Origin of the sequence: Polaromonas sp. YR568 (assembly GCF_943371715.1) — a bacterium.
Classification (GTDB): Bacteria; Pseudomonadota; Gammaproteobacteria; order Burkholderiales; family Burkholderiaceae_C; genus Polaromonas.
Genome location: NZ_CALRVW010000002.1, coordinates 250,786 through 274,774 on the forward strand (window position 1 = coordinate 250,786; position 23,989 = coordinate 274,774).

Annotated in this window: 26 protein-coding genes; 9 read left to right on the forward strand and 17 right to left on the reverse strand. The window is 64.8% G+C overall.

Annotated elements, in window-relative coordinates; all coding sequences use genetic code 11:
• Positions 1-21: 21 nt before the first annotated feature.
• Genes ybgF through AAG813_RS02610 form a run of 4 tightly spaced genes read right to left on the reverse strand, consistent with a single transcriptional unit; the run spans position 22 to position 3,459 of the window.
• Positions 22-789 carry a tol-pal system protein YbgF gene (gene ybgF, locus AAG813_RS02595; RefSeq protein ID WP_341911519.1) on the reverse strand — a complete coding sequence of 256 codons (768 nt, stop codon included), beginning with the start codon at positions 787-789 and terminating at the stop codon, positions 22-24.
• Positions 790-798: 9 nt separating this feature from the next.
• On the reverse strand, positions 799-1,341 hold the full coding sequence (gene pal / locus AAG813_RS02600; protein WP_341911522.1) for a peptidoglycan-associated lipoprotein Pal: 543 nt from the start codon (positions 1,339-1,341) through the stop codon (positions 799-801).
• Between the two features lie 50 nt (positions 1,342-1,391).
• Positions 1,392-2,714, reverse strand: a complete 1,323-nt coding sequence (tolB, locus tag AAG813_RS02605) for a Tol-Pal system beta propeller repeat protein TolB (protein WP_341911524.1) — start codon at positions 2,712-2,714, stop codon at positions 1,392-1,394.
• Entirely contained in the window at positions 2,695-3,459 is a 765-nt protein-coding gene (locus AAG813_RS02610) for a glycosyltransferase family 2 protein (protein WP_341911527.1), read from the reverse strand. Before AAG813_RS02610 ends, tolB begins: the two co-directional genes overlap by 20 nt.
• Before the next feature lie 363 nt (positions 3,460-3,822).
• Here AAG813_RS02610 and msbA point away from each other — a divergent pair, with 363 nt between their 5' ends.
• Together msbA and AAG813_RS02620 are read left to right on the forward strand one after the other, a co-directional pair.
• On the forward strand, positions 3,823-5,577 hold the full coding sequence (msbA, locus tag AAG813_RS02615) for a lipid A export permease/ATP-binding protein MsbA (RefSeq protein ID WP_341911618.1): 1,755 nt from the start codon (positions 3,823-3,825) through the stop codon (positions 5,575-5,577).
• The gene (locus AAG813_RS02620; RefSeq protein WP_341911529.1) at positions 5,574-6,446 is read left to right on the forward strand and encodes a glycosyltransferase; all 873 of its coding nucleotides are present in this window, start codon (positions 5,574-5,576) and stop codon (positions 6,444-6,446) included. Before msbA ends, AAG813_RS02620 begins: the two co-directional genes overlap by 4 nt.
• An 18-nt stretch (positions 6,447-6,464) precedes the next feature.
• Here the strand turns inward: AAG813_RS02620 and AAG813_RS02625 are convergent, their stop codons facing one another.
• The 11 genes from AAG813_RS02625 to AAG813_RS02675 form a co-directional block, all read right to left on the reverse strand.
• Positions 6,465-7,649, reverse strand: coding sequence for a glycosyltransferase family 4 protein (locus tag AAG813_RS02625; RefSeq protein WP_341911531.1), 1,185 nt, complete (start codon positions 7,647-7,649; stop codon positions 6,465-6,467).
• Positions 7,646-8,395, reverse strand: a complete 750-nt coding sequence (locus AAG813_RS02630; RefSeq protein ID WP_341911533.1) for a polysaccharide deacetylase family protein — start codon at positions 8,393-8,395, stop codon at positions 7,646-7,648. The genes AAG813_RS02625 and AAG813_RS02630 overlap by 4 nt, the downstream gene beginning before the upstream one ends.
• A gap of 19 nt (positions 8,396-8,414) precedes the next feature.
• Positions 8,415-9,896: a ribonuclease G gene (rng, locus tag AAG813_RS02635; RefSeq protein WP_341911536.1), complete on the reverse strand. Its 1,482-nt coding sequence runs from the start codon at positions 9,894-9,896 to the stop codon at positions 8,415-8,417.
• Positions 9,897-9,920: 24 nt separating this feature from the next.
• On the reverse strand, positions 9,921-10,523 hold the full coding sequence (locus AAG813_RS02640) for a Maf family protein (RefSeq protein ID WP_341911538.1): 603 nt from the start codon (positions 10,521-10,523) through the stop codon (positions 9,921-9,923).
• Between the two features lie 134 nt (positions 10,524-10,657).
• Entirely contained in the window at positions 10,658-11,125 is a 468-nt protein-coding gene (gene rlmH, locus AAG813_RS02645; RefSeq protein ID WP_341911539.1) for a 23S rRNA (pseudouridine(1915)-N(3))-methyltransferase RlmH, read from the reverse strand.
• Positions 11,122-11,916, reverse strand: coding sequence for a ribosome silencing factor (gene rsfS, locus AAG813_RS02650; RefSeq protein WP_341911541.1), 795 nt, complete (start codon positions 11,914-11,916; stop codon positions 11,122-11,124). Before rsfS ends, rlmH begins: the two co-directional genes overlap by 4 nt.
• A gap of 35 nt (positions 11,917-11,951) precedes the next feature.
• A complete protein-coding gene (gene nadD / locus AAG813_RS02655) occupies positions 11,952-12,584 on the reverse strand; it encodes a nicotinate (nicotinamide) nucleotide adenylyltransferase (protein WP_341911543.1) in 633 nt (210 codons plus the stop codon).
• Positions 12,581-13,492: an oxygen-dependent coproporphyrinogen oxidase gene (gene hemF, locus AAG813_RS02660; protein ID WP_341911545.1), complete on the reverse strand. Its 912-nt coding sequence runs from the start codon at positions 13,490-13,492 to the stop codon at positions 12,581-12,583. Before hemF ends, nadD begins: the two co-directional genes overlap by 4 nt.
• Positions 13,493-13,497: 5 nt before the next feature.
• The gene (locus tag AAG813_RS02665) at positions 13,498-14,136 is read right to left on the reverse strand and encodes a 1-acyl-sn-glycerol-3-phosphate acyltransferase (protein ID WP_341911548.1); all 639 of its coding nucleotides are present in this window, start codon (positions 14,134-14,136) and stop codon (positions 13,498-13,500) included.
• Between the two features lie 5 nt (positions 14,137-14,141).
• Positions 14,142-15,461: a phosphoribosylamine--glycine ligase gene (purD, locus tag AAG813_RS02670; protein WP_341911550.1), complete on the reverse strand. Its 1,320-nt coding sequence runs from the start codon at positions 15,459-15,461 to the stop codon at positions 14,142-14,144.
• Between the two features lie 24 nt (positions 15,462-15,485).
• Positions 15,486-16,211 (reverse strand): YebC/PmpR family DNA-binding transcriptional regulator, encoded by a 726-nt coding sequence (locus AAG813_RS02675; protein WP_341911552.1) that lies wholly within the window; start codon positions 16,209-16,211, stop codon positions 15,486-15,488.
• A 63-nt stretch (positions 16,212-16,274) separates the two neighbouring features.
• On the opposite strand from AAG813_RS02675, the gene AAG813_RS02680 reads away from it, so the two are divergent.
• Genes AAG813_RS02680 through AAG813_RS02695 form a run of 4 tightly spaced genes read left to right on the forward strand, consistent with a single transcriptional unit; the run spans position 16,275 to position 20,772 of the window.
• A complete protein-coding gene (locus AAG813_RS02680) occupies positions 16,275-17,756 on the forward strand; it encodes a helicase HerA-like C-terminal domain-containing protein (protein WP_341911554.1) in 1,482 nt (493 codons plus the stop codon).
• Between the two features lie 52 nt (positions 17,757-17,808).
• On the forward strand, positions 17,809-18,438 hold the full coding sequence (gene upp, locus AAG813_RS02685) for a uracil phosphoribosyltransferase (protein ID WP_341911556.1): 630 nt from the start codon (positions 17,809-17,811) through the stop codon (positions 18,436-18,438).
• A gap of 4 nt (positions 18,439-18,442) precedes the next feature.
• Positions 18,443-19,639, forward strand: coding sequence for a hypothetical protein (locus AAG813_RS02690; RefSeq protein ID WP_341911558.1), 1,197 nt, complete (start codon positions 18,443-18,445; stop codon positions 19,637-19,639).
• Positions 19,636-20,772, forward strand: coding sequence for a HupE/UreJ family protein (locus tag AAG813_RS02695; protein ID WP_341911560.1), 1,137 nt, complete (start codon positions 19,636-19,638; stop codon positions 20,770-20,772). The genes AAG813_RS02690 and AAG813_RS02695 overlap by 4 nt, the downstream gene beginning before the upstream one ends.
• 90 nt (positions 20,773-20,862) lie before the next feature.
• Here the strand turns inward: AAG813_RS02695 and AAG813_RS02700 are convergent, their stop codons facing one another.
• Positions 20,863-21,438 carry a hypothetical protein gene (locus tag AAG813_RS02700; RefSeq protein WP_341911562.1) on the reverse strand — a complete coding sequence of 192 codons (576 nt, stop codon included), beginning with the start codon at positions 21,436-21,438 and terminating at the stop codon, positions 20,863-20,865.
• Between the two features lie 153 nt (positions 21,439-21,591).
• Between AAG813_RS02700 and AAG813_RS02705 the strand changes: the two genes are divergently transcribed.
• The 3 genes from AAG813_RS02705 to AAG813_RS02715 all read left to right on the forward strand — a co-directional run bounded on the left by AAG813_RS02705 (position 21,592) and on the right by AAG813_RS02715 (position 23,547).
• Positions 21,592-21,771, forward strand: coding sequence for a hypothetical protein (locus AAG813_RS02705; protein ID WP_341911565.1), 180 nt, complete (start codon positions 21,592-21,594; stop codon positions 21,769-21,771).
• A 1-nt stretch (position 21,772) separates the two neighbouring features.
• Complete coding sequence (gene phbB / locus AAG813_RS02710) at positions 21,773-22,492, forward strand: acetoacetyl-CoA reductase (protein WP_341911567.1); 720 nt, start codon at positions 21,773-21,775, stop codon at positions 22,490-22,492.
• A 146-nt stretch (positions 22,493-22,638) separates the two neighbouring features.
• Positions 22,639-23,547, forward strand: a complete 909-nt coding sequence (locus tag AAG813_RS02715) for a hypothetical protein (protein ID WP_341911569.1) — start codon at positions 22,639-22,641, stop codon at positions 23,545-23,547.
• A gap of 130 nt (positions 23,548-23,677) precedes the next feature.
• Here AAG813_RS02715 and AAG813_RS02720 read toward each other — a convergent pair whose 3' ends face one another.
• On the reverse strand, positions 23,678-23,971 hold the full coding sequence (locus AAG813_RS02720; RefSeq protein WP_341911570.1) for a hypothetical protein: 294 nt from the start codon (positions 23,969-23,971) through the stop codon (positions 23,678-23,680).
• Positions 23,972-23,989 lie beyond the last annotated feature (18 nt).

Genomic DNA, 23,989 nt, shown 5'->3' on the forward strand with positions numbered 1-23,989 from the left:
CTGCCCCGTCGCCCATGCGGGCTACTTGAGCCTGGCCAGGCGTTCCTTGGCGACCGAAGCGGCTTCCGACTGCGGGTAGGCCTTGATCAGGTCTGCCAGCGTCTTTTGCGCCCCCTTGACGTCCTTGAGCTCGACCTGGCAGTTGGCCACGGCCAGCACGGCTTCGGGGGCGCGCACATGTTCCGGGTCGGCGGCGACCAGCGCGCGGAAATTGACCAGGGCATCGCGGTAGTTGCGCAGCGCGTACTGGGCGTTGCCGAGCCAGAACAGCGCCGGTGCTTTGTAGCCGCTTTGGGGATAACGCTTGAGGAAATTGGTGAAGGCGATCTGGGCCGGTGCGAACTCGCCCTTGCGCAGCACCGCCAGCGCAGCGTCGAACTCCTGCTTTTCAGCAGGGTCCGCCACGAACTCACGGCCGTCAACGCTGACCTTGGACGGTTCGAACCGGCTGAGCCGGTCGTTCACGCCCTGCGACAAATCCTTTTGCATTCGCTGGACTTCGGCGAGTTCGCGGCCGAACTGCTCGTCCTGCCCGCGCATCCTGGCCAATTCGCCGCGCAACTGGTCGATCTGGCCGGACAATTCGAGCAGGCTGCGACGCAGCTGCGCGGTTTCATCACCGGACTTGCGCAGTTCGGTCGTTGTGGCATCGAGCCGCTGGCGCAATTCAAGAATCGCCTTGCGGGCTTCATCATCCTCGAACAGCGCCGCATGGGCGTTGAACGCCATGGCGCAGGCCAGCGCGCACGCCACGGCTCCCAGCGAAGTCCGGAAGTTCTTCAAGGTCATGGCTTCGGCTTAACGGTAGTTGAATTCAGCGCGACGATTTTTGGAGTACGACTCTTCATCCGTGCCCACAGCGGCAGGTTTTTCCTCGCCGAAGCTCACAGCCTCGATCTGCGCATCGGTGGCGCCCAGCAGACCCAGCGCGCGGCGCACGGCCTCGGCACGTTTCTGGCCCAGCGCCAGGTTGTACTCGCGGCCGCCGCGCTCATCGGTATTGCCTTCAATCACCAGCTTGCGTGCCTTGTTGGCGCTGAGAAAACGCGCATGGGCTTCCACCGTCGCCTGAAATTCCGGCTTGATGACAAAGCTGTCGTAATCGAAATAGATCACGCGGGCTGCACCGGGCGGGCCGGCGAGCGAAGGATCGGTGGCACCGATCTGGACCGGCGCGACATCGCGGCCGCTGACGCCGGCTGCATCGCCGGTTCCCGGTGCCGTTGCGGCAGGGGTCCGATTTTCGACGGGCACTTCATTGAGTTTGACGCCGGAACTGCAGCCGACCAGTGCGGCGGTCAGGGTGATGATGGAGGCGAGTGAGATCAGGATGCGTTTCATGTGTGGATACTTTCCGTAAAAACAAAGGGGGTTGGCAGAAGACGGGCTGGTTACCTCTGGAAAGGTCCCCAGTCCGGCTCACGTATGTCTCCGGCGGCGCCGGTCAGGCGGGCCTTGATCTTGCCGTCCAGCGTGGTGGTCAGCAGGGCTTCCCTGCCCTGTTGCTGGGTGGCATACACGATCAGCCGGCTGTTAGGCGCAAAACTCGGGCTTTCATCGGCGCTGGTGTCGGTGATCGAGATGGCGGTTCCCTTGCCGAGGTCCATCAGGTGCAGCTTGAAGGCGCCACCTATGCGTGAAATATAGGCGAGCCAGCGACCATCCGGACTCACGGCCGGTGATATGTTGTAACTCCCGGTAAAGGTGACACGTTCGACATTGCCGCCACCGGCGCCCATGCGGTAGATCTGCGGCGAGCCGCCGCGGTCGCTCACGAAGTAGACGTATTTGCCGTCTGGCGAAAACGCCGGCTCGGTGTCGATGCTGGCCGATTGGGTCAGCCTGCGCGCCTCGCCGCCTGTTGCCGGGATGGCATACAGCTGCGAGCCGCCATCGCGGCTCAGCGTCGCAACCAGCTGGTTGCCGTTCGGTGCCCATGCGGGCGCGCTGTTGGAGCCGCGAAAGTTCGCCAGCAGGCGGCGTTTTCCCGAGGCCACATCGTGGGCATAAATCACCGGCTTGCGCGACTCGAACGACACGTAAGCCAGTTGTGCGCCGGTGGGCGACCATGCCGGGGAAATGATCGGCTCGGGGCTGGTTAGCGCCGACTGGGCGCCTTCGCCGTCGGAGTCAGCGACCCACAGGTTGTAGCGCGGGCCAACCTTGGTCACATAGGCGATGCGGGTGGAGAAAACACCTTTCTCGCCGGTCAGTTTTTCATAGACAAAGTCGGCAATGCGGTGGGCTGACAGGCGCAGGTCGCCTTGCGGGATCACATAGCTTTGCCCGCCCAGGTCCTGTCCGCGCACCACGTCCCACAGGCGGCAGCGTACGTCGAAGCGGCCATCGGCCAGACGCGTCACGCTGCCGGTGAGCAGCGAATCGGCAGCGCGTTGGCGCCACACCGACAGGTCGGGGCGGGAATTTTCGTCAAGGTTCTGGCCGGCGGTATCGACTGCGCGGAACTGGCCGCTGCGCTCCAGGTCGGCCTGCACGATGGCGGCAATTTTCTGCGGCGACTGCGCATCGCCCCGAAAACCGGCAATGGCGATCGGGAGCTGGGTCAGGCCAACGCCCGACACCTCGACCCGGAACTGGGCCCAGGCAGGTTGTACTGCCAGGACGCCCAGGCTGCCGGTCAGGCCTGCGATGAAGCTGCGACGGCCTGCAGACAGGGATTGGGTAGAAGAAGGGTCAGATTTTTTGGTGTGCATTTTTCTGGTTCAAACAATACAGGGTGAAGTACTTGCCGAAGGCGGCCTGGGCCTGCATGGCACACACGGCAAAACCCATGCTGCCGTCGAGGATGCCGAGGCGAAAGAAATAGCTTTTGACGAAAGCGACCATGCCCGATATTACCGCCCTCGGCATGGAGCTGGACTTGCCGCGCGCATGCGCCTGCGTGGCCCAGGCCAGGCTGTATTGCTCGAGCTTGCGCCAGTAGTGCGCGGGGGTCGGGTAGCTGTAATGCAGCAGCTTGCCGTTCAGCCGTGCCACCGCGCCGGAGCTCAGAATCACGCGCTCATGCACCAAGTCGTCGCTGAAGCGGGCCTGTCCGCGCCGGAAAAGGCGCAGCACCGGGTCCGGCGTCCAGCCGCAGTGGTGAATCCACTGACCGCAGAACTGGGTGAGGCGGGGAATTTCAAAGGCGTCAGCACCACGATGCAGGACCGCCTGCTGGATCTCGGCGGCCAGCTCGGGCGTCACACGCTCGTCCGCATCGAGGGATAGCACCCATTCCTGAGTGGCCAGACCGAGGGCGAGGTTTTTTTGCGGTCCAAAGCCGGGCCAGGCTGTGGTTTCCGTGACTTCCGCTCCGAAGGCTTTTGCAATGGCGCGCGTGGTGTCGGTACTGGCGTTGTCAACCACAACCCACTGGTCAGCGAAACGGACGGACTCCAGGCATGCCTGCAAATTGGCCTCTTCGTTTTTCGTGATGATGATGACGGACAGGGTCATGGGAGCTCGGGTGTTGGTGAATGTCGCAAGCCAGCCGCCCTCATTTAACGCTCCGCAAACAAGCGGTTGATTGTGGGCGCTGCCAGCGGCGGTCTTTGTAGGAATTGGCCGTCAATTGTTCCACGATAATGCAGGCTTGCTCACTTCACGGCCTGACGCGGCGCCCATGCCCAATATCGCAGCCCTTCACCGCACCGTCACTCCTGACCCGTTAACACCGACCCGTGGGATGTCTGCGACTGGCTGCGACATGCGCCAGGCCGTGGTTGCCCCGGCCGGAGCCGGCGACGAGGCCCCGCTTTGACGACCGGCCCCGAGCAGACCGCCGCTGCTGGCGCCACGGGGGCAGTGTCACCGGCCCCCATCGGCCAGCGCCTGCGCCGAATCTGGCCTTATTTCAGCCAGTCCCCCAGCGCCTGGGCCATCGCCGTGGGCGCCACCGTGGTAGCTTCCGCCACCGAGCCGCTGGTGCCCGCCCTTCTGCAGCCCCTGCTCGACAAGGGTTTTCGCAAGGGGGGCATCGATATCTGGATGGTTCCCGTGTCGCTGCTGCTGCTGTTCGGCGTGCGCGGCTTCGCCGGTTTTCTCGCGCAGATTGCCCTGGCCAAGGTCACCAACATCGGCTTGCTGGAATTGCGCAAGGCCATGTTCAGGAAGCTGATGACCGCGCGCCTGGACCTTTTTTCGAACCAGTCCGCCAGCACCCTGGCCAACACGGTGGTTTATGAGGTGCAAAACGGCTCGTCCATGCTGGTCAACTCGGTGATGGGCCTGACCCGGGACACCCTGACCCTGCTGGCGCTATCCAGTTACCTGCTTTACCTAAACTGGCGGCTGACCCTGATTGTCACGCTGCTGATTCCGGCCATTGCGTGGGTCATGCGTGTGCTCTCCAGCCGCCTGTACCGGCTGACCAAGGCCAGCCAGGCGGCCACTGATTCGCTGGCCTATGTGGTGGAAGAAAACGTGCTGGCGCACCGCGATGTCCGCCTGCATGCAGCGCAGGAGAGTCAGGCCACGCGTTTTGCGCAGCTCAGCGAGGCCTTGCGGCGCCTCTCCATGAAATCCGTGGTGGCCTCCGCGGCCATGACCCCGGCGACGCAGATGCTGGCAGCGGCCGCGCTTTCGGCGGTCATTTCCGTCGCCCTGCTGCAAAGCTCCACCGACACCACCTCGGTCGGCTCGTTCGTAGCCTTTGTGACCGCCATGCTGATGCTGGTTGCACCGATCAAGCACCTGTCGGAAGTCGCCAGCCCGATCACACGCGGCCTGGCGGCGCTGGAACGCGGGCTGGACCTGATGGAGAAAACGCCCGATGAACCGGGTGGCGATTTTTCGAAACCGAGGGCGGAGGGAAAAATCAGTTTCATCAATGCGCGTGTGGCCTACAGCGACGATGGCGCGCCCGCGGTGGATGCGCTGAATCTGACCATCTCCCCCGGTGAAACCGTGGCCCTCGTCGGTGCTTCAGGCGCGGGCAAGACCACGCTGGTCAATTTGTTGCCGCGTTTTGTCGAGCCGACCTCCGGACGCATCGAGCTCGACGGCCACGACCTGCGTGAATGGCAGATCGACGCGCTGCGCGGCCAGTTCGCGCTGGTCAGCCAGCACGTGGTGATGCTCAACGACACCGTGGCCACGAATGTGGCGCTGGGCATGGCGGTGGACAGGGACAAGGTGCTGGCCTGCCTGAAGGCGGCCAACCTCGAGCGTTTTGTGGACGAGCTGCCCCGGGGCATGGACACGCTGGTGGGCCACAACGCCACGCAGCTGTCGGGCGGCCAGCGCCAGCGCCTGGCGATTGCCCGCGCCCTGTACAAGGATGCGCCGGTGCTGATCCTGGACGAAGCAACTTCCGCCCTGGACACCGAGTCCGAACGTGCGGTGCAGGAAGCGCTGCAACGGTTGATGCGCAACCGCACCACGCTGGTCATTGCGCACCGCCTCTCCACGGTCCAGCACGCCAGCCGCATCGTCGTGATGGATGCCGGCCGCATCATCGAAAGCGGCACACACGCCGAACTCATTGAACGCGACGGCCCCTATTCGCGCCTTTACAAGCTCGGGCTGTACGACGCCGATCTATCGCAAAGTCCCCCCGTGGCGCAACTTTCATGACAATTTCCATCAGTGGTTTTACCTTCATCCGCAACGGCGTCGAGCTGGGCTTCCCGTTTGAAGCCTCGATCCGTTCCCTGCTTCCACTGGTCGACGAATTCGTCGTGGCCGTGGGCCGTGGCAATGACGAGACGCTGGCGCGCGTGCTGGCGATTGGCGACCCGAAAATCCGCGTGATCGAAACCCTCTGGAACGAACGCATGGCCGACCGGGGCTTTGTCTACGCACAGCAGAAAATGATCGCCCAGTATTCCTGCACCGGCGACTGGGCCTTCTACCTCGAGGGTGACGAGGTGGTTCACGAGGAAGACCTGGCCGCGATCCGCGCCAGCGTCGAGAAGCACCATGGCAACCCGGCGGTGGAAGCGCTGGTCTTCGACTACCACCACTTCTACGGCTCGGCGCAGTGGGTCTCGGTCAGCCCCGGCTGGTACCGCCGCGAGTGCCGGCTGATCAGGAACACCATCCGCTCCTACGCGCCCGACGGCCAGTACTGGCTGGTGACCACCGAGCACAAGCGCCCGCGTAATCCGCAGGCGGCGCTGGCCAACGCCCACATCTACCATTACGGCTGGATTCGCCGCAACGAGGACATGCAGAAAAAGCTCGACCAGGTCAGCAAGTACTGGGCCGACTCCACGACCATGCAGATCAAGTACAGCCAGTTCGATGCGCGCGCACTGGAGGCTTTCAGGGGAACCCACCCGAAAGCCGTGCAGGCATGGCTGCTCACGGGCGCCGAGCAGGACCTGCAGATCGACCCGACTTACCAGCCTACCCGCAAGGAAAACAAATACCACCTGATGCGCAGAATCGAGCTGCTCACCGGCCTCGACTTCAGCCGCAAACACTTCAAGCTGGTGGCCTGAAGGCCTGAACGCAGCTTGTCAGCGCTGCGCCGCGGCCAGCGTTGCGAAATACACCGCTTCCTGCTGGCGCGCAATCGCCGGCCACTGGTAACGGCTCGCAAAGGCCCTCGCTTGGCTGCCCAACTGCTGCCGCAAGGCCTCGTCGCCAAGCACCTGCTGGAGGGTGTCGGCCAGTTTCGCGGCATCCTGCGGATCGTCCAGCAGCAGCGCATCATCGCCATGGCTGAGCAGGCTGGCGATGCCGCAATAGGCGGCACTGCTGACCACCACCGGCAGGCCGTGCGCCATGGCCTCCAGGACCACCATGGCAAACGTGTCCTCCAGCGTCGGATGCACCAGGCAGTCCGCCGCGCGGTACGCGGGCGCCACGTCCTGCAGCGAGCCGAGGAAAAATACGCGCCCTGCCACGCCCTCCGCTTGCGCCTGGCGTTCAAAGACCGGTATTTGCCCCGGGTTGCCCACCACCGCCAGCACCACGTCCGCCGGCAGGTGACGCAGCACCCGCAGCAGCGTCCCCAGGCCCTTCTTGAGGTAGTCATTTCCCACAAGCAGCAGGCAGCGTCCCCCGGGCGGCAGGCCCAGCTGCAAGCGGGCAGCCCCTTGTTCCGCGGCACTGGTGGGTGCTGTGGGCAACACCACCCCCGGCGTGATGACGGTGGTGACCGCCGCCGTGCCCGGGTAGGTCGCGGCCAGGGTGTCCCCCAGGCTGGCCGACGTCACCACCACACAGCGCCCGCCCCGGGCCGCGACACGCAGGCGCTCCAGCCCCAGGTAGGTCAACAGGCGCGGGCTGCTCCAGACCTTGGCCCAGGCCAACACGCGCCGCCAGCCGGTCCGGCCATGAAACAGGTTGTATTTCACCGGCAACACATGCACGGTCTGCACCTGGCCCTGCCAGGTGTTTTCATGGGAATGAACAATGTCAAAACCCCGGCGCGTGGCCCACCAGGTGGCGGTGGCGTACCAGAGCTGGTTCAGCCAGCGCGGCTTGCGCAGCGGCATGGAAACGGGGTGGTAAGTCACGTCCGGCGCGTGGTGCCTGATTTGCTGCGCAAACACATGGATTTCGTGGCGCTGCGCGAGCTGTTCCACCAGCGCGATGGAATAACGCTCTGCCCCACCCCCGGCCGGGTCAAAAACGCGGTTCAGCACCGCAATACGCAGCCTGCGCTGGGCCTCAGGCTGGACGGGCGAGTCGCTCACGTGCGGTCCCGGTCTTCGTAGGCCGTCGCAACCTTGAGCCAGAACACCGGCAGGCTGGTGGAACGCACGACGGGTACCCGCGGCAACTCCATCAGGTCGTTCCCCGCAGAACTGCGGCCGCGCTGTGTCGTGGTCACGGTCTGGAACCCGGCCTGGCGAGCCATGGCCACATGCTGCGGCGCGTATTCGCCAAAGGGGTAGCAGAAATGCCGCACGGGGGTGGCCAGCAGCCCTTCGAGCGCCGCCCTGTCCCCGGTCATTTCAGCGCGCGCGGTGTTGTCGTCGCTTTGCAGCAGACGCGCGTGGTTTTGCGTGTGTGATCCAACCTCCTGGCCACCGGCCACCCACAGGCGCAACTCGTCCGCTGTCATCAGCGGCACCTGCGCCATGCCTATGCCCTGGTCCCACTCGTTGGTCTTGCCCAGCAGCCCGCTGACGGCATAACAGGTGGATGAAAACCCCTGGCGCTGCAGCACCGGCAGCGCGTGGGTCAGGTTGTTGCGGTACCCATCGTCAAAGGTGATGCCCACCACCTTGCCGGTTTTTTCGCCGCGCAGATAAGGCAGCAGCGCGCTCATCGACAGCCCCTGATAGCCCAGCAGCTTCAGCAGGGCCATCTGGCGCGAAAAGGAGGCCGGCGAGACGTAGAGGCTGCGGAAAGGCGCACCTTTCGGCGGCGCTTCGCTGATCTGGTGGTAGACCAGAATCGGTATCGGGCGCTGGGGGCTGGCGGGCGTGGCTGGCATGCAGGACGGGGGCGATGCTTCAGAGCAGGACGATATCGTACTGTTCCTGCGCCATGGCGGCTTCGGACTGCAGCGAAATCGGCTTGCCGATGAAATCACTCAGGCCGGCCAGGTGCTGGCTTTCCTCGTCGAGAAACAGCTCGATGACCTTGGGCGAGGCAATCACCCTGAACTCCCGGGGATTGAACTGGCGGGCCTCGCGCAGGATCTCCCGCAGGATGTCGTAGCCGACGCTGCGCGCCGTCTTGACCACGCCCTTGCCCTGGCAGGCGCTGCACGGCTCGCACAGCTGGTGCGCCAGCGACTCGCGCGTGCGCTTGCGGGTCATCTCCAGCAGGCCCAGCGCCGAAAAACCGTTGACACTGGTCTTGATGCGGTCGCGTGCGAGCTGCTTCTGGAACTCTGCCAGCACGGCGTCGCGGTGGCTGTCGCGCAGCATGTCGATGAAATCGACGATCACGATGCCCCCCAGGTTGCGCAGGCGCAGCTGCCGCGCAATCGCCTGCGAGGCTTCCAGGTTGGTCTTGAAAATGGTGTCGTCAAAATTGCGCGCACCGACAAAACCGCCGGTGTTGACGTCCACCGTGGTCAGCGCCTCGGTCTGGTCGATGATCAGGTAGCCGCCCGACTTCAGGTCCACCCGCCGGCCCAGCGCCTTGGCAATTTCCTCGTCGATGTTGAAGAGGTCGAAAATCGGGCGCTCGCCGCTGTGCAGTTGCAACCGCTGCAGGGTTGCCGGCATGAACTCCGTGGCGAACAGCTTGAGTTGGTCGAACTGTTCGCGTGAGTCGATGCGTATGCTCTGCGTGGTTTCCACCACCATGTCGCGCAGCACGCGCTGCAGCAGGTTCAGGTCCTGGTGCAGCACCGAGGTCGGCGGCAAACGCAGCGCGGCGTCCTTGATGCGGGCCCAGGTCTTGCGCAGGTAGGCGATGTCCTCGCCGAGCTCCGCATCGGTGGCATCTTCGCCATTGGTGCGCAGGATGAAACCGCCGCCCATGTCGCCGGTCAGGGCCTGCAGACGCTGGCGCAAGTCCTCGCGCTGTGCGGCGGGGATTTTTTGCGACACGCCGATGTGGTTGTCCTGCGGCAAAAACACCAGCAGCCGGCCGGCAATGCTGACCTGCGCGGTCAGCCTCGCGCCCTTGGTGCCGATCGGGTCCTTGAGCACCTGCACCATCAGCGACTGGCCGACAAACAGCTGTTTTTCAATCGGCTGCAGCGCTGCCGCGGACGTCGCCGCGTTGTCGGCATCGGCATGCCGGCTGGTGATGCTGCTCATCAAATCCGCCACATGCAAAAACGCGGCGCGTTCCAGGCCGATGTCGATGAAGGCCGACTGCATGCCCGGCAGCACCCGGACCACCTTGCCGAGGTAGACATTGCCGACCAGGCCACGCTCCAGCGTGCGCTCGACATGCAGCTCCTGAACCGCCCCGTACTCGACCACGGCCACACGGGTTTCCTGGGGCGACCAGTTGATCAGGATGTCTTGTTGCATGGTGTCTTCTTGTGGGGCGCTTTTTTATATTTTCAGGCCTGCGGCTTGCAGCAGCAGCGCGGTTTCATGCAGCGGCAGGCCCATGATGCCGGAATAACTGCCGCTCATGTGCGAGATGTACATCGCCACCCTGCCCTGGATGGCATAGGCGCCGGCCTTGCCCAGCGGTTCGCCGGTGGCGACGTAGGCACGGATCTGGGCGCGGCTCATGGGCGCAAAGGTCACCCGCGACACGCTCAGTGCCTGAACCCGCTTGCGGCCATGCTGCACCGCCACGGCCGTCAACACCCGGTGGGTTCGTCCGGCCAGTTCGGCCAGCATGCTTTCGGCATGGGCGGCATCGTCAGGTTTGCCATAGATGCGGCGCCCCATGGCCACCGTGGTGTCGGAACACAAAATCGGTGCCGGCGGCAAACCGCGTTGCTTCAGGCGGGCCACGGCGGCGTCGAGCTTGAGCTGCGTGACGCGCTGGACATAAGCAGTCGGCGCCTCGCCGGCCCGCACCACTTCGAGCGCTTCGCTGTCTTCGCCGGCGCCGGGCAGCAGCAATTCGCAGGACACGCCCAGCTGCTCCAGCAACTGTCTGCGGCGCGGGCTTTGAGACGCAAGGTAAATGAAGTCGTTCATGTTTGAAGTCCTGAGGCAAGCCACATCCCCGATTCAGCCCAGCAGGGGCCGCGGATCTGGCTTTGCCAGTCCGCAGGCGCAGCGGCCCCCTCGGGGGGCAGCGCAGTACGCGAAGCGACAAGCGTGGGGGCCACTCATTCCCTGTGGTACGGATGGTTGACCGTGATGCTCCAGGCGCGGTAGAGCTGCTCGATCAGCAACACACGCACCATGGCGTGCGGCAGGGTCAGGTCCGACAGGCGCAGGCGCTCGTGGGCGGCCTGCTTGAACGCGGGGTCCAGCCCGTCCGGGCCGCCGATGACGATGGCCACGTCATCGCCGCCCAGTTGCCAGCCCGTCAGCCTGGCCGACAGCGCCACCGTGGTCACGGCGGTGCCGCGCTCGTCCAGCGCGACGATGCGGGTTCCCTTGGGAATCACGGCTTCAATGCGCTGACGTTCGGCCGCCAGCAGGTTTTCGAGGGTCTTCGAGGCGCGCGGCTCGGTCTTGACAGCCTTGAGTTCGACCTTGAGTTCAGGCGGAAAACGCTTGGCGTAGTCGTCGTAGGCGGTTTGCGCCCAATCAGGCACTTTCTGCCCAACGGCGACAATCGTCAGCCTCATTTGCTCCGGGTCGTGGTTTTCTTCGCAGCGGGTTTCCTGGCAGCCGTCTTGGCTGCTGCTTTTGCAACCGTTTTCTTCGCCGCGACTTTTTTGGCGACAGGAATCTTGACGATCGGTGTTTTCGCAGGCGCCTTTTTCACCGCCGCTTTGACAGCCGTTTTGGCAGCCGCCTTGACGGGTTTGGCCGCTGGCTCCGCAGCCGGTGCGGCGGCATTGCGCTTGGCGGTCCAGTCGGTCATCTTGCCGACGCGGCCCACGTAAGTGCCGTCATCGGTCCGGGCAACCACTTTTCGGGCGGCGGGTTTGGCAGCGGCCTTGCCCGACGATTTCGCACCAGCGCGCGACCTGGCCGGCTTGGGCGCTTCCTCGACTTCAGGCTTGGACGCCTTGACCAGCGGTGCAGGCGCGCCCAGCTTGAGCTTGACGGGTTTGTCGCCCCACAACTCTTCGAGGTGGTAGTACTGGCGGATCGTCGGCTGCATGATGTGCGCCACGGCGGCACCGCAATCCACAATGATCCACTCGCCGTTTTCCTCACCCTCGATGCGCGGCTTGGCAAAACCGGCGTCACGCACGGCATCACGGACGCTGGCGGCCAGTGCCTTGGTCTGCCGGTTGGAGCTGCCCGAGGCGATGATCACGCGCTCGAACAGCGAGGTGATGTGCTCCGTGTCGAACACCTGGATGTCTGCCGCCTTCACATCTTCCAGCCCATCGATGATGGCTCGCTGCAGTTTCTGGACGTCTTTTTTCGCAGCGGTGCTGGCGGTGTTGGCAGGGGTGGAAGTCATGCAGTGGTTTGCTTCAATGAGTGAGTGGACGGGAATTACGGGGAAATGTAGAGATGATGGCGCTCAATATAACGCGCAACCGGCTCCGGAACCAAGTGGGTCCAGCCCTGCGGGCTGGCGCTGCCTGAACTGATTTGCCGCCGGATGTCGGTGGCACTGACGGGCATCAGGGGCATTTTGAGGGTCAAAACCGCGTGCCTGGCCTGATTTTCAGGGTCAAAACCGGCACCAGTGCTTGTCGAACCGGCGCGGTTTGCTATACAAATTATAGCTATTTCCAGAATCGCCTGCCAGCGGTGCCATGTCTTCAGGGCGGCGAACTGGTCGTTACCAATGACCAGGTAGAGCTGGGCACCGGGGTTTTCGGCCTGCAGGGCCTCCAGCGTGTCGATGGTGAAGCTGGGGCCGGTACGCCGGATTTCCCGGTCGTCGACCACCACCCGGTCCAGCCCGGCAAACGCCAGCCGGGCCATGGCCAGCCGGTGTTCGGGCGCGCTGAGCGTTCGGGTCTTGTGCCAGGCCTGCCCGGTCGGAATGATGTGCAGGGCATCCAGCGCCAGCTGCGCCGTGGCAGCCTCTGCCAACGCCACATGAGCCCGATGCGGCGGATCAAACGCGCCGCCAAAAATGCCGATACGTTTTGCGCCCGTTGACGGCTCAGCACTCAAAGCCAGTCCCGCCTGACCAGAAACTCGGTGGTCAGCCGCGCCTCGGCCGAGCCGGCCTCGACGGGACGCTGGTAGGACCAGGCGGCCAGCGGCGGCATCGACATCAGGATGGACTCGGTGCGCCCGCCCGACTGCAGCCCAAAGTGGGTGCCCCGGTCCCAGACCAGGTTGAACTCCACATAACGGCCGCGGCGGTACAGCTGGAAATCGCGCTCGCGCTCGCCGTAAGCCATGTCCTTGCGGCGCTCGACGATGGGCAGGTAGGCGGCCAGGAAGGCATCGCCGACCGAACGCATCATCGCCAGGCTGCCCTCGAAGCCCAGTTCCTGGAAATCGTCAAAAAACACGCCGCCTATGCCGCGCTGCTCCTCGCGGTGTTTCAGGTAGAAATACTCGTCGCACCAGGTCTTGAAGCGCGGGTACTTGTCCTCTCCAAACGGGCCCAGGGCGTCCTTGCAGGTCTGGTGAAAATGCACCGCATCCTCGTCAAACCCGTAATACGGCGTCAAATCCATGCCGCCACCGAACCAGTAAGCCGTCGGGCCGGACGCCGGCGTCGCCGCGATCATGCGCACATTCATGTGCACGGTGGGCACATAGGGGTTGCGCGGGTGAAACACCAGCGACACCCCCATGGCCTCGAAGGGCGCGCCGGACAGCTCGGGCCGGTGCTGCGTGGCCGAAGGCGGCAGCCTGGGGCCGCGCACATGCGAGAACCCGCAGCCGGCGCGCTCAAACACCCTGCCCTGCTCCAGAATCCGGGTGATGCCGTTGCCCTGCAGCGTCTCGCCGGGCTCCTTGTGCCAGTGATCGGCCACAAAGGGCTGGCCGTCAAGTGCGGCGACGGTGCTGATGATGCGCTCCTGCAACTCCAGCAAGTAGCTGCGGACGTGGGAAGAATCGGTCATGGTGGTCATTTCACGATGGTATCGGCCTGGGGCAGGCCTGAATTGATCAAACGCACGGGGGCCGCGGCGCCGGCCCGGAAGCCGCGGAAGTCCTGCAGGGACCTGGCCATGCGCTCCAGGTCGCGGTCTTCATCGCCGGTCAGCCGCACAAAATCGCGAAAGACCAGGCGTTTGCGCGAATAGTCGAGCCCGGCCAGGCCCACCGGCACATCGGCTTCCAGCGCCAGCCGGTAAAAACCGCTGCGCCAGCCGGCGGTGAGCCGACGTGTTCCTTCCGGCGACAGGGCCAGCCAGAAGTACTGCCCGTCGGCCTTTTTCTGTTTCATCATCGCCGTCATCTGCCCGACCACGCCCCGGGGCGACGAGCGACTGACGGGCACGCCGCCCAGCCAGCGCAGCCACAACCCGAACAGCGGAATGCGAAACAGCGTGTCCTTGCCCCAGAACTGCACCGGAAGGCCGACTGCCCACTTCAGCAACACGGCGATGGGGAAGTCCCAGTTCGAGGTGTGCGGGTAGACCAGAATCACGCCTTGCAGCGTCGGCAGGCCTGCAAAATCAATGCGCCAGCCGAGCGCCCGAACCACCGCCCGGGCCGGCCCGCTCCCCTGGAACTGCACGGGATGCGGCGGCTGGAAATCCATGCCCATCAGGACTTGATGGCCCGGAATCCGATGTCCCTGCGGTACTGCGCGCCGTCGAAATGAATCGCCTGTGCGACTTCGTAGGCCCGGTGCTGGGCCTCACGCACGGAGCTGGCCAGCGCCGTGACACACAACACGCGGCCGCCGGAGGTCACCACGCCGGCCTTGATGCCACCGGCAGCCGTGGCGGTGCCGGCATGGAACACCACCACGTCTTCCGGCGCCTCGGACGGATGCACCACCGGCAGGCCGGTGATCAGGTCGCCCTTGCGCGGCTGTAGCGGGTAGCCGTGCGCAGCCATGACCACGCCGAGCGCCACACGGCGGTCCCACTCCAGCTCCACCTCGTCGAGCTTGCCCGAGGTGGCGGCCATCATGACATCGAACAGGTCGGACTTGAGCCGCATCATGATGGGCTGGGTCTCAGGGTCGCCCATGCGGCAGTTGAACTCCAGCGTCTTGACCTTGCCGTCGGCGGAAATCATCAGGCCGGCATACAGGAAGCCGGTGAAGGGAATGCCGTCTTTTTCCATGCCCTTGATGGTCGGCAGGATGATCTCGCGCATGGCGCGGGCATGCACCGTAGGCGTGACCACCGGTGCCGGCGAATACGCTCCCATGCCGCCGGTGTTGGGGCCCTGGTCGGCGTCCAGCAGGCGTTTGTGGTCCTGGCTGGTGGCCATGGCGGCCACGTTTTTACCGTCGCACATCACGATGAAGCTGGCTTCCTCACCCTGCAGGAACTCCTCGATCACGACACGCGCACCACCGGCGTTGTGCGTGACGCCCAGCGGGTTGAAGCTCGGGTCGGGGGCCAGCATGAACTCGATGGCTTCATGCGCCTCATGCAGACTCATGGCCACCACCACGCCTTTGCCGGCGGCCAGGCCATCGGCCTTGACCACAATCGGCGCGCCCTTTTCGTCCACATAGGCATGGGCCGCGGTGGCGTCGGTGAAGGTTTCGTACTCGGCCGTCGGAATGCCGTGGCGCTTCATGAAGGCCTTGGAAAAGGCTTTCGAGCTTTCCAGCTGCGCGGCGGCTTTGGTCGGGCCGAATACCCGCAGGCCGTGTGCGCGGAACTCGTCGACGATGCCGGCGGCCAGCGGCTGCTCCGGGCCGACCACCGTCAGCGCTATCTTTTCTGTAGCTGCCCACTCCCGCAGCGCCTGGATATCCGTGATATTGATGTTCTCAAGACGCGGGTCCAGCGCGGTGCCGCCGTTGCCCGGCGCGACGTAGACCGCCTGCACCTTGGGGGACTGCGCCAGCTTCCAGGCCAGCGCGTGTTCACGGCCACCGCCGCCGACCACTAGAACTTTCATGCGGAAACTTTCATGGTTGGGTATTTATTCTGAAATCGCGGCGTTGTGGAAGACGTCCTGCGTGTCGTCCAGGTCTTCCAGCACGTCCAGCAGCTTCTGCATCTTCTGGCCCTCGGCACCCGTGAGCTCGATGGTGTTGTCGGCGCGCATGGTCACTTCGGCCACTTCGGGCATCAGGCCGGCTGCTTCGAGCGCGTTCTTGACGGCTTCGAACGCCGTGTAGGGCGTCAGCACCTCGATGGCGCCGTCCTCGTCGGTGATCACGTCGTCGGCGCCGGCTTCCAGCGCCACCTCCATGATCTTGTCTTCGTCGCTGCCCGGGGCAAAAATCAGCTGGCCGCAGTGCTTGAACTGGAAAGCCACCGAACCCTCGGTGCCCATGTGGCCGCCGTATTTGGAAAAGGCGTGGCGCACCTCGGCCACGGTACGTACCTTGTTGTCGGTCAGGCAGTCCACGATGATGGCCGCGCCGCCTATGCCGTAACCCTCATACCGGACTTCCTCGTAATGCACGCCTTCCAGGCTGCCGGTTGCCTTGGCAATGCCGTATTTGACGTTTTCGTTGGGCATGTTGGCCGCCTTGGCCTTTTCCACCGCCAAGCGCAAGCGCGGGTTGGTGCTCAGATCGCCGCCGCCCATGCGGGCCGCGACCATGATCTCGCGCATGACACGGGTCCAGACACGCTGGCGTTTCTCGTCCTGGCGACCCTTGCGGTGCTGAATATTCGCCCATTTACTGTGACCAGCCACGGAAATCCTTTGGAATTGATTTAATCTACAAAGCACATTTTACTTTTCACCCGAGGACACCCCATGGCCGAGCCCTTTTTGATTGCCAGGAATGCATCCACCCACTGTGAGCTGCTTCCCGGGCTGGCCAACCGCCATGGCTTGATCACCGGCGCCACCGGCACCGGCAAGACGGTGACGCTGCAGGCCCTGGCCGAAAATTTCTCCAAAATCGGCGTGCCGGTCTTCATGGCAGACGTCAAGGGCGACTTGGCCGGCATCAGCCAGGCCGGCACCATGGGCGAAAAAATGGCGGCCGTGCTCAAGGAGCGCGGCATCGACAAGCCCGTGCCCCTGGCTTGCCCCACCACCTTGTGGGATGTGTTCGGCGAACAGGGCCACCCGGTGCGCGCCACCGTGTCCGACATGGGGCCGTTGCTGCTGGGCCGCATGCTGGGCCTGAACGAGACTCAGGCCGGCGTGATCAACCTCGTCTTCAAGATCGCCGACGACGCCGGCATGCTGCTGCTGAACCTGAAAGACCTGCGCGCCATGCTGCAGCACGTGGGCGACAACGCCAGCAAGTTCACCACCGAGTACGGCAACATCAGCGCCGCCAGCGTGGGCGCCATCCAGCGCGGCCTGATGCAGATCGAGACCCAGGGCGGCGACAAGTTCTTCGGCGAGCCCATGCTCAACATCAGCGACTTCATGCAGATCGTTGACGGCCAGGGCGTGGTCAACATCCTGGCGGCCGACAAACTCATGAACTCCCCGCGCCTGTACGCAACCTTTCTGCTTTGGATGCTGTCCGAGCTGTTCGAGCAGTTGCCCGAGATCGGCGACCCCGACAAACCCAAGCTGGTGTTTTTCTTCGACGAGGCGCATCTGCTGTTCGACGAAGCGCCCAAGGCGCTGATCGACCGCATCGAGCTGGTCGTGCGCCTGGTGCGCTCCAAGGGCGTCGGCGTCTACTTCGTCACGCAGAACCCGCTGGACATTCCTGACTCGGTGCTGGCCCAGCTGGGAAACCGGGTGCAACACGCGCTACGCGCCTACACCCCGCGCGACCAGAAAGCCGTCAAGGCCACGGCGCAGACCATGCGGCAAAAGCCCGGCCTGGACATTGAAACCGCCATCACCGAACTGGCCGTGGGCGAGGCCCTGGTGAGTTTTCTCGACAGCAAGGGCCGTCCCAGCGTCACCGAGCGCGCCTATGTGCTGCCGCCGGGCAGCCAGATCGGCCCGATCACGCCGCAGCAGCGCCAGGCCCTGATGCAGAGCTCGCTGGTGGCAGGCGTGTATGAAAAAGCCATCGACAGCGAATCAGCCTACGAAATGTTGAAGGCCCGCACCGAAACCGCGCTGGCTGAAACCGCCAAGGCTGCCGAAGCCTCCGGTGGCTTGATGGGCGGCATCAGCGACGTGCTGTTCGGCTCCAAGGGTCCGCGTGGCGGCGCGCGCGACGGACTGGTACAGCAGGTGCTCAAGTCGGAAGCCCGCAACCTGGCGCGCCAGGTGCTGCGCGGCGCGCTGGGCAGCATCCTGGGCAGCAAGAAGCGCTGAACTCTTTATTTCCAACCCAACCGACAACAGAAAAGCAAACGGATAGATATTTATGAGCAAGGTTCACCTGATCGACCACCCGCTGGTGCAGCACAAGCTGACCCTGATGCGCCGCAAGGACGCTTCCACCAACACCTTTCGCACCCTGCTCAACGAGCTCAGCAGCCTGATGGCCTATGAAGTCACCCGCGACATGCCGGTGCAGGAGGTCGAAATCGAGACGCCGCTGGAAACCACCACCGGCACCATGATCGACGGCAAGAAGCTGGTGTTTGTGTCCATCCTGCGTGCCGGCAACGGCATCCTGGAGGGCATGCTCAACGTGGTGCCTGGCGCCCGCGTCGGCCACGTCGGGCTGTACCGCGACCCGAAAACCCTGGAGCCGGTCGAGTACTACTTCAAGATGCCGCAGGAAATGGAAGAGCGCGACATCGTGATCGTCGATCCCATGCTGGCCACTGGCAACTCGGCCATTGCCGCCGTGACCCGGCTCAAGAAACTCAAACCCAAGTCCATCAAGTTCGTCTGCCTGCTGACCTGCCCCGAGGGTATTGCGGCCATGCAGAAGGCCCACCCCGACGTTGACATCTACACCGCGGCCATCGACCGCCAGCTTGACGAGCATGGCTACATCCTGCCCGGCCTGGGTGATGCGGGCGACCGCATTTTCGGCACCAAGTAAACGTTTGGCCCGCCAGCTGTTTGCCCGCGTGTTGTTCGCGGCGTTGTGTGCCGGCGTGGCCGTTGGCGCCGCCGCCGCTCCGTTCACCCCTGCGCAGGACAGCGCCGTTGTCGAGCGCCTGCCGGCACGCGCCAGCGACCCCGAACTGCGCCGCGTCGAGTCCCTGCGCAGGCAACTGGCCGCCCATCCGGATGACGCCCGGCTGAGGGTAGAAATCGCCCGTCGCTATTTCGAAATGGCCATGGCGCAGGGCGACCCGCGCTACATCGGCTACGCATCGGCCACCATCGCGCCGCTTACTGCCAGCGGCCAGAACAGCGCCGGCTACTGGCTGGTGCGCGGCCAGCTCGAGCAGTACAGCCACAGCTTCGGGCCGGCCCTGACCAGCCTGGAGCGCGCGGCCTTGGCGGACGACAAGGCGGTGGAGCCGCTGGCCTGGCGTGCCGCGATTTTCATGGTGCAGGCACGTCATGCCGAGGCGCTGGCCGAATGCGCCAGGCTGACGCCCCTGAGCCTGCCGCTCTTCGGCGCGGGCTGCACCGCCTACGTGCGGGCCGCCACCGGGCAACTGGCTGCAGCCCATGAGCAATTGGCGGCGGCCGCAGCCGCTAGCACCGGTGCCCCACCGGAGCTGCTGTTGTGGACCAATACCCGGCTTGCCGAGATGGCCGTGCGGCTGCAGCGGTTTGACAAGGCCGAGGACTATTTCAAACGGGCGCTGGCGCTGGGCATCATCGACCAGTTCCTGCTGGCGGCCTGGAGCGACTTTCTGCTCGAACGCGGACGGCCGGCCGAGGTGCTGACGCTGCTGGCAGGCTGGGAACGCTCCGATGTGTTGCTGCTGCGGCTGGCACTGGCCGGTCAGGCGCTGAAAGACCCGCGCGCCGCTGGCTGGGCCACGCAATTGCGCGACCGGTTTGACGCCGCCGCGCAGCGCGGCGACCGCCTGCATGAACAGGAAGCCGCGCGCTTCGAGCTGGACATCGAAGGCCAGCCGCGCAAGGCGCTGGCCTTTGCCAGCCTGAATTACCAGGTGCAAAAAGAGCCGCGCGACGCCGAAATCCTGATGCGCGCGGCACTGGCGGCCAAGGACGCAAAGGCCGCCCAGCCCGCGCTCGACTGGCTGCGGACCAGCCGCTACGAAGACGCCCGCCTGTCCGAGCTGGCCAGCCAGCTCGCTGCACAGGGAGCGACCCGATGATGCGCGTGCTGCGCACCGGCCTGGCTGGACTGTCCCTGCTGCTGGCCGCCACCGGCGCCCTCGCCCACAAACCCAGCGACAGTTACCTGACCCTGCGCGGCACGGGGGGCAGCAGCGACATCGCGGTGCGCTGGGATGTGGCCCTGCGCGACCTGGACTACGTGCTGCAGCTGGACCGCGACAACAACGGCGAGCTGACCTGGGGCGAGGTGCGCCAGCGGGAAGCCGAGATCACGCGCCTGGCCACCAGCCACCTGGCCCTCTCGGTCGCGGGCCAGGCCTGCGCCTGGGACACCACGGCGCCGCTGCAACTGGACCAGCACAGCGACGGCACTTATGCGGTGTTGAGCCTCGCTGCACATTGCCCGAGCCTGGACGCCGGGCTGAGGGCCCGCTATTCCCTGTTCTTTGACGTTGATCCCTCGCACCGCGGCCTGGTGCAGTGGATTGCGCCGGGCGGCACCGCCGCACAGGCGCTGATCTTCGGCACCGAGTCGGCCGAACAGCCGCTGGCCCTGCAGCCCGCGGGCGCCTGGGACACGCTGCGCCAGTACCTGGTCGACGGCGTCTGGCACATCTGGATCGGCTACGACCACATCCTGTTCCTGCTGTCGCTGTTGCTGCCGGCGGTGCTGGTGCGCCAGGATGGCCGGTGGGTCGGCGCGCCCCGCTTCGGCGGCGCAAGCAGGGAGGTCCTCAAGGTGGTCACCGCCTTCACGCTGGCCCATTCGATCACCTTGAGCCTGGCCGCGCTGGAAATCATCAGCCTGCCCTCGCGCCTGGTCGAGTCCGCCATTGCCGCATCGGTCGTGTTTGCAGCCCTGAACAACCTGCGCGGCACCATCGAGTCGAAACGCTGGGTCATGGCTTTTGTCTTCGGGCTGATCCACGGCTTCGGCTTCGCCTCCGTGCTGGCTGACCTGGGTTTGCCGCAGGGCGCGCTGGTGCTGGCGCTGGTGGGCTTCAATGCGGGGGTGGAACTCGGGCAGCTGGCCATCGTCGCCGTGTTCCTGCCGCTGGCGTTTGCGCTGCGCGGCACGCCGTTCTACCGCATGGGTGTGCTCAAGGCTGGCTCGGTGCTGGTGGCCATGCTGGCCGCCTGGTGGCTGGTGCAAAGGTTGTTCGACCTGTAGCGGCACTGCATGGCAGGCAAGGCCTGTGCCGCACCTCCACCACCCCGCCCTCCTTGCGGACAGCAGCCATGCCGCCTGGTCCGCTGATTATTATTTGGACGGCGCAGCGTCCTTATCGGCTTTCTTGCGGGCAGCTTCCGTGGCTTTGTCAGCGGCCTCTTTGGTCGCGCGTGCTGCGTCGCGGCTGGCTTCTTCGGCTTTGTGCAGGGCGTCCCGGGCGGCCTGGACGGCCTTGAGCGCGTCTTCCTTGCTGGCGCGGCCCACTTGCCGGGCGGCCTCTTCCGCTTTTTGCACAGCTTCCCGGGTGACCTCTGCAGCCGTCTTGGCCTTGCTTTCGGCGCTGCGGGCCAGTTCCTTGCCCTCAGCGCTGGCTTTTTCCACCGCCACCGTGGCCAGCTGTTCCGCCTTTCGGGCGGCGACCTCGGCTTGTTGAGCCGCGCGGCGCGTGGCATCGGCGGCGCGCTTGCTTGCGTTGCTCAGCGCGGTTTCGGCCTTTTCCAGCGCGGTCTTGGCACTGGAGGCCGCCTTGCGCCCCGCCTCGGCGGCCTCCTGGGCAGCCTTTCTGGCCGTGGCGTTGGCGCGCTCCAGCGCGCTGTCGCTGGCCGCAAAACCTGCAGACCCTGCCACGGCCAGTGTGATGAGGATCAGGAAGCGTTTGAAGTTCATGACGGTCACTCCAGGATGGGTTGAAGTGAAGCAGCATCGCACCCCGCAGCCACACCCGCCTTGATGCAGCGCAAGCGATGCCTGCGGGCCGCCCGGCGAGCCCGGACGGCCCTGCTTCGACGGCGCAAAAATCGGCCGTTTCGGCCTCTTGACTTGATCCATCTCAACGCTGGCCAACCCGGCCTTTCCTACAGTGACATGAAAGGGCGCGACCTCTGTGTCAAGCCTGTCAACGACGCAGAGAAAACCATGGCAGGCAGCAGAACCATCACGAAGAACCTTACCGCCGCGGCCGACATGGCCGTCCTGAAACACCTTGCCGGAAAGGCCTGACATGCGGGTTGCACTGGTCACCGGCGGCACCGCCGGCATTGGGGCCGCCACGGCCGAAGCCCTGCTCGCTGCGGGCTACCGCGTGGCGGTCAATTACGGAAGCAACCAGTCTGCCGCCGCGGCCTTCACGGCCCGTAACGGCATCGCGGCTTTTGCCTGGAACGTGGCCGACGCTGATGCCTGCATGGCGGGTGTCGCGCAAGTCGAGGCCGCCTTGGGTCCTATCGAGGTTCTCGTCAACAACGCCGGCATCACGCGCGACGCGATGCTGCACAAGATGAGTGTTCAGCAATGGCGCGAGGTGATCGACGTCAACCTGGGCAGCTGCTTCAACATGTGCCGAGCGGTGATCGAAGGCATGCGCGAACGCCGCTTTGGCCGGGTGATCAACATGAGTTCGGTCAACGGACTCTCGGGCCAGGCCGGCCAGACCAACTATGCCGCGAGCAAGGCCGGGCTGATCGGCTTCACCAAGTCGCTGGCGCTCGAAGGCGCCTCCCGCAACATCACGGCCAATGTCATCGCACCGGGTTACACCGACACCGCCATGGTCAGCGCGGTGCGGCCCGAGGTGATGGAGCAGATCCTCAAAACCGTGCCGGTCGGCCGTCTGGCCACTCCGGCGGAGATCGCCCGCGCCGTTGTTTTCCTCGCTGCGGACGACGCCGGCTTCATCACTGGTATCACGATGTCGATCAATGGCGGCAAATACCTGGACTGAGCAAAATTACCGCTGGTTGCATTTTTCGACGCCCGGACAGGGTTTTGTCCTGATGGGCCTCTTTAACTTTCTCCTTGGCGCCCAAACCATGTAGGACAGAAGAGCAAGCCGCCAAACACCGGCTTTCGGGAAGGCAAACTGTCACGATGACCCAAGCAAGCAGAAAATCCATCTCCCAACAAGCGGCCGCCGGCCTGATGGCCGCCACGGTCTGTGTCGGAAGCGCCCTGGCTGCGCCGAACGACTCGGGCGCGGCGGCGTTGCAGCCCAAGTACACCGCCCTCGCCCCCCAGCTGGCGCGCAACGAGTTTCAAAGGCCGCTGGTCATTGAATCGACCGAAGCCAGCAATGCCGTGAGCGGCAACGCCTACGCGGTCATCAACTATCCGTTTTCAGCGGTCACCACGGCTTTCAAAAGCCCCGACAACTGGTGCGATGTATTGATGCTGCACCTCAACACCAAGTTCTGCCGCACCACGGGCAGCAACGGCAGCCCCACGGGACTGGAAGTCAGCATCGGCAAAAAGGGCCCGCAGGAAGTCAAGGACGCCTACACCCTGGCCTTTGACTTCAAGCTGGCCAGCGCCACGCCGGACTACATGGCGGTGCAGCTCAACGCCGACAAAGGCCCGTTGGGCACCAACAACTACCGCATCAACCTGCGGGTGGTCCCGCTGGCCGCCGGCAAGACCTTCATGCACCTGCAATATTCCTACGGCTACGGCATGGCCGGACGCATGGCCATGCAGGGTTACCTGTCCACGGTCGGCAGCGGCAAAACCGGGTTCACGCTGGTGGACAGCCCCGCCGGTGGCGAAAAAACCTATGTGGATGGCATGCGCGGTGCGGTCGAGCGCAACACCATGCGCTACTACCTGGCGATTGACGCCTACATGGCATCGCTGTCGGCGCCACCCGCCGAACAGCTTGAGAAACGCCTGCAGCAATGGTTTGACGCCACCGAACGTTATCCGCGGCAGTTGCATGAAATCGAGCGCACGGCCTACCTGACCATGAAGCGTAGCGAACACCGGCGCCAGCAGGCGGCGGAGTAAGTCCCTGCCGGGCGCCATTCAGCGCAACAAACCAGGACTTGGCTTTGCCACAGCGGCGGCTGATGCAGAGGCAAAGCGACAGCCAGTGGGGTGGCATGCAAGCGCAGCGCGCCCCCCTTCTCTCTGCTTTTTACTTGCGCAACAACTGGCGCGCAGCGGCCATCTCGCGGTCGTAAACCGCCTTGGCCTCGCGCCGGCAGGCGGTGCGTTCAGCGGCAGCCATCTTTGCGCATTCCTCGAGATAGAGCTTGTAGCCCCCTCCGGCTTCATTGATGGCGGTACGGTATTTCTGCTGCGGCGTGCTGTCGGCGACGGCGCCGCGCTCAAGCAGCCGTTCTTCCATCGCCGCAGGCTGGGCCAGCACGGCGGAGCCGCCGACAAGCAGCAGGGCTGAAACAACGAAAGTGGAGAGTTTGCGGGTCATGGTGGCATCCTTGAATCT

What these genes read in the sequence shown, in the direction of transcription:
- ybgF (WP_341911519.1), bottom strand. Translation starts at nt 789, where the DNA reads ATGACCTTGAAGAACTTCCGGACTTCGCTGGGAGCCGTGGCGTGCGCG.
- pal (WP_341911522.1), bottom strand. Translation starts at nt 1,341, where the DNA reads ATGAAACGCATCCTGATCTCACTCGCCTCCATCATCACCCTGACCGCC.
- tolB (WP_341911524.1), bottom strand. Translation starts at nt 2,714, where the DNA reads ATGCACACCAAAAAATCTGACCCTTCTTCTACCCAATCCCTGTCTGCA.
- AAG813_RS02610 (WP_341911527.1), bottom strand. Translation starts at nt 3,459, where the DNA reads ATGACCCTGTCCGTCATCATCATCACGAAAAACGAAGAGGCCAATTTG.
- AAG813_RS02620 (WP_341911529.1), top strand. Translation starts at nt 5,574, where the DNA reads ATGACAATTTCCATCAGTGGTTTTACCTTCATCCGCAACGGCGTCGAG.
- AAG813_RS02630 (WP_341911533.1), bottom strand. Translation starts at nt 8,395, where the DNA reads ATGCCAGCCACGCCCGCCAGCCCCCAGCGCCCGATACCGATTCTGGTC.
- rng (WP_341911536.1), bottom strand. Translation starts at nt 9,896, where the DNA reads ATGCAACAAGACATCCTGATCAACTGGTCGCCCCAGGAAACCCGTGTG.
- AAG813_RS02640 (WP_341911538.1), bottom strand. Translation starts at nt 10,523, where the DNA reads ATGAACGACTTCATTTACCTTGCGTCTCAAAGCCCGCGCCGCAGACAG.
- rlmH (WP_341911539.1), bottom strand. Translation starts at nt 11,125, where the DNA reads ATGAGGCTGACGATTGTCGCCGTTGGGCAGAAAGTGCCTGATTGGGCG.
- rsfS (WP_341911541.1), bottom strand. Translation starts at nt 11,916, where the DNA reads ATGACTTCCACCCCTGCCAACACCGCCAGCACCGCTGCGAAAAAAGAC.
- hemF (WP_341911545.1), bottom strand. Translation starts at nt 13,492, where the DNA reads ATGACCGATTCTTCCCACGTCCGCAGCTACTTGCTGGAGTTGCAGGAG.
- AAG813_RS02665 (WP_341911548.1), bottom strand. Translation starts at nt 14,136, where the DNA reads ATGGATTTCCAGCCGCCGCATCCCGTGCAGTTCCAGGGGAGCGGGCCG.
- purD (WP_341911550.1), bottom strand. Translation starts at nt 15,461, where the DNA reads ATGAAAGTTCTAGTGGTCGGCGGCGGTGGCCGTGAACACGCGCTGGCC.
- AAG813_RS02680 (WP_341911554.1), top strand. Translation starts at nt 16,275, where the DNA reads ATGGCCGAGCCCTTTTTGATTGCCAGGAATGCATCCACCCACTGTGAG.
- upp (WP_341911556.1), top strand. Translation starts at nt 17,809, where the DNA reads ATGAGCAAGGTTCACCTGATCGACCACCCGCTGGTGCAGCACAAGCTG.
- AAG813_RS02695 (WP_341911560.1), top strand. Translation starts at nt 19,636, where the DNA reads ATGATGCGCGTGCTGCGCACCGGCCTGGCTGGACTGTCCCTGCTGCTG.
- AAG813_RS02700 (WP_341911562.1), bottom strand. Translation starts at nt 21,438, where the DNA reads ATGAACTTCAAACGCTTCCTGATCCTCATCACACTGGCCGTGGCAGGG.
- phbB (WP_341911567.1), top strand. Translation starts at nt 21,773, where the DNA reads ATGCGGGTTGCACTGGTCACCGGCGGCACCGCCGGCATTGGGGCCGCC.
- AAG813_RS02715 (WP_341911569.1), top strand. Translation starts at nt 22,639, where the DNA reads ATGACCCAAGCAAGCAGAAAATCCATCTCCCAACAAGCGGCCGCCGGC.
- AAG813_RS02720 (WP_341911570.1), bottom strand. Translation starts at nt 23,971, where the DNA reads ATGACCCGCAAACTCTCCACTTTCGTTGTTTCAGCCCTGCTGCTTGTC.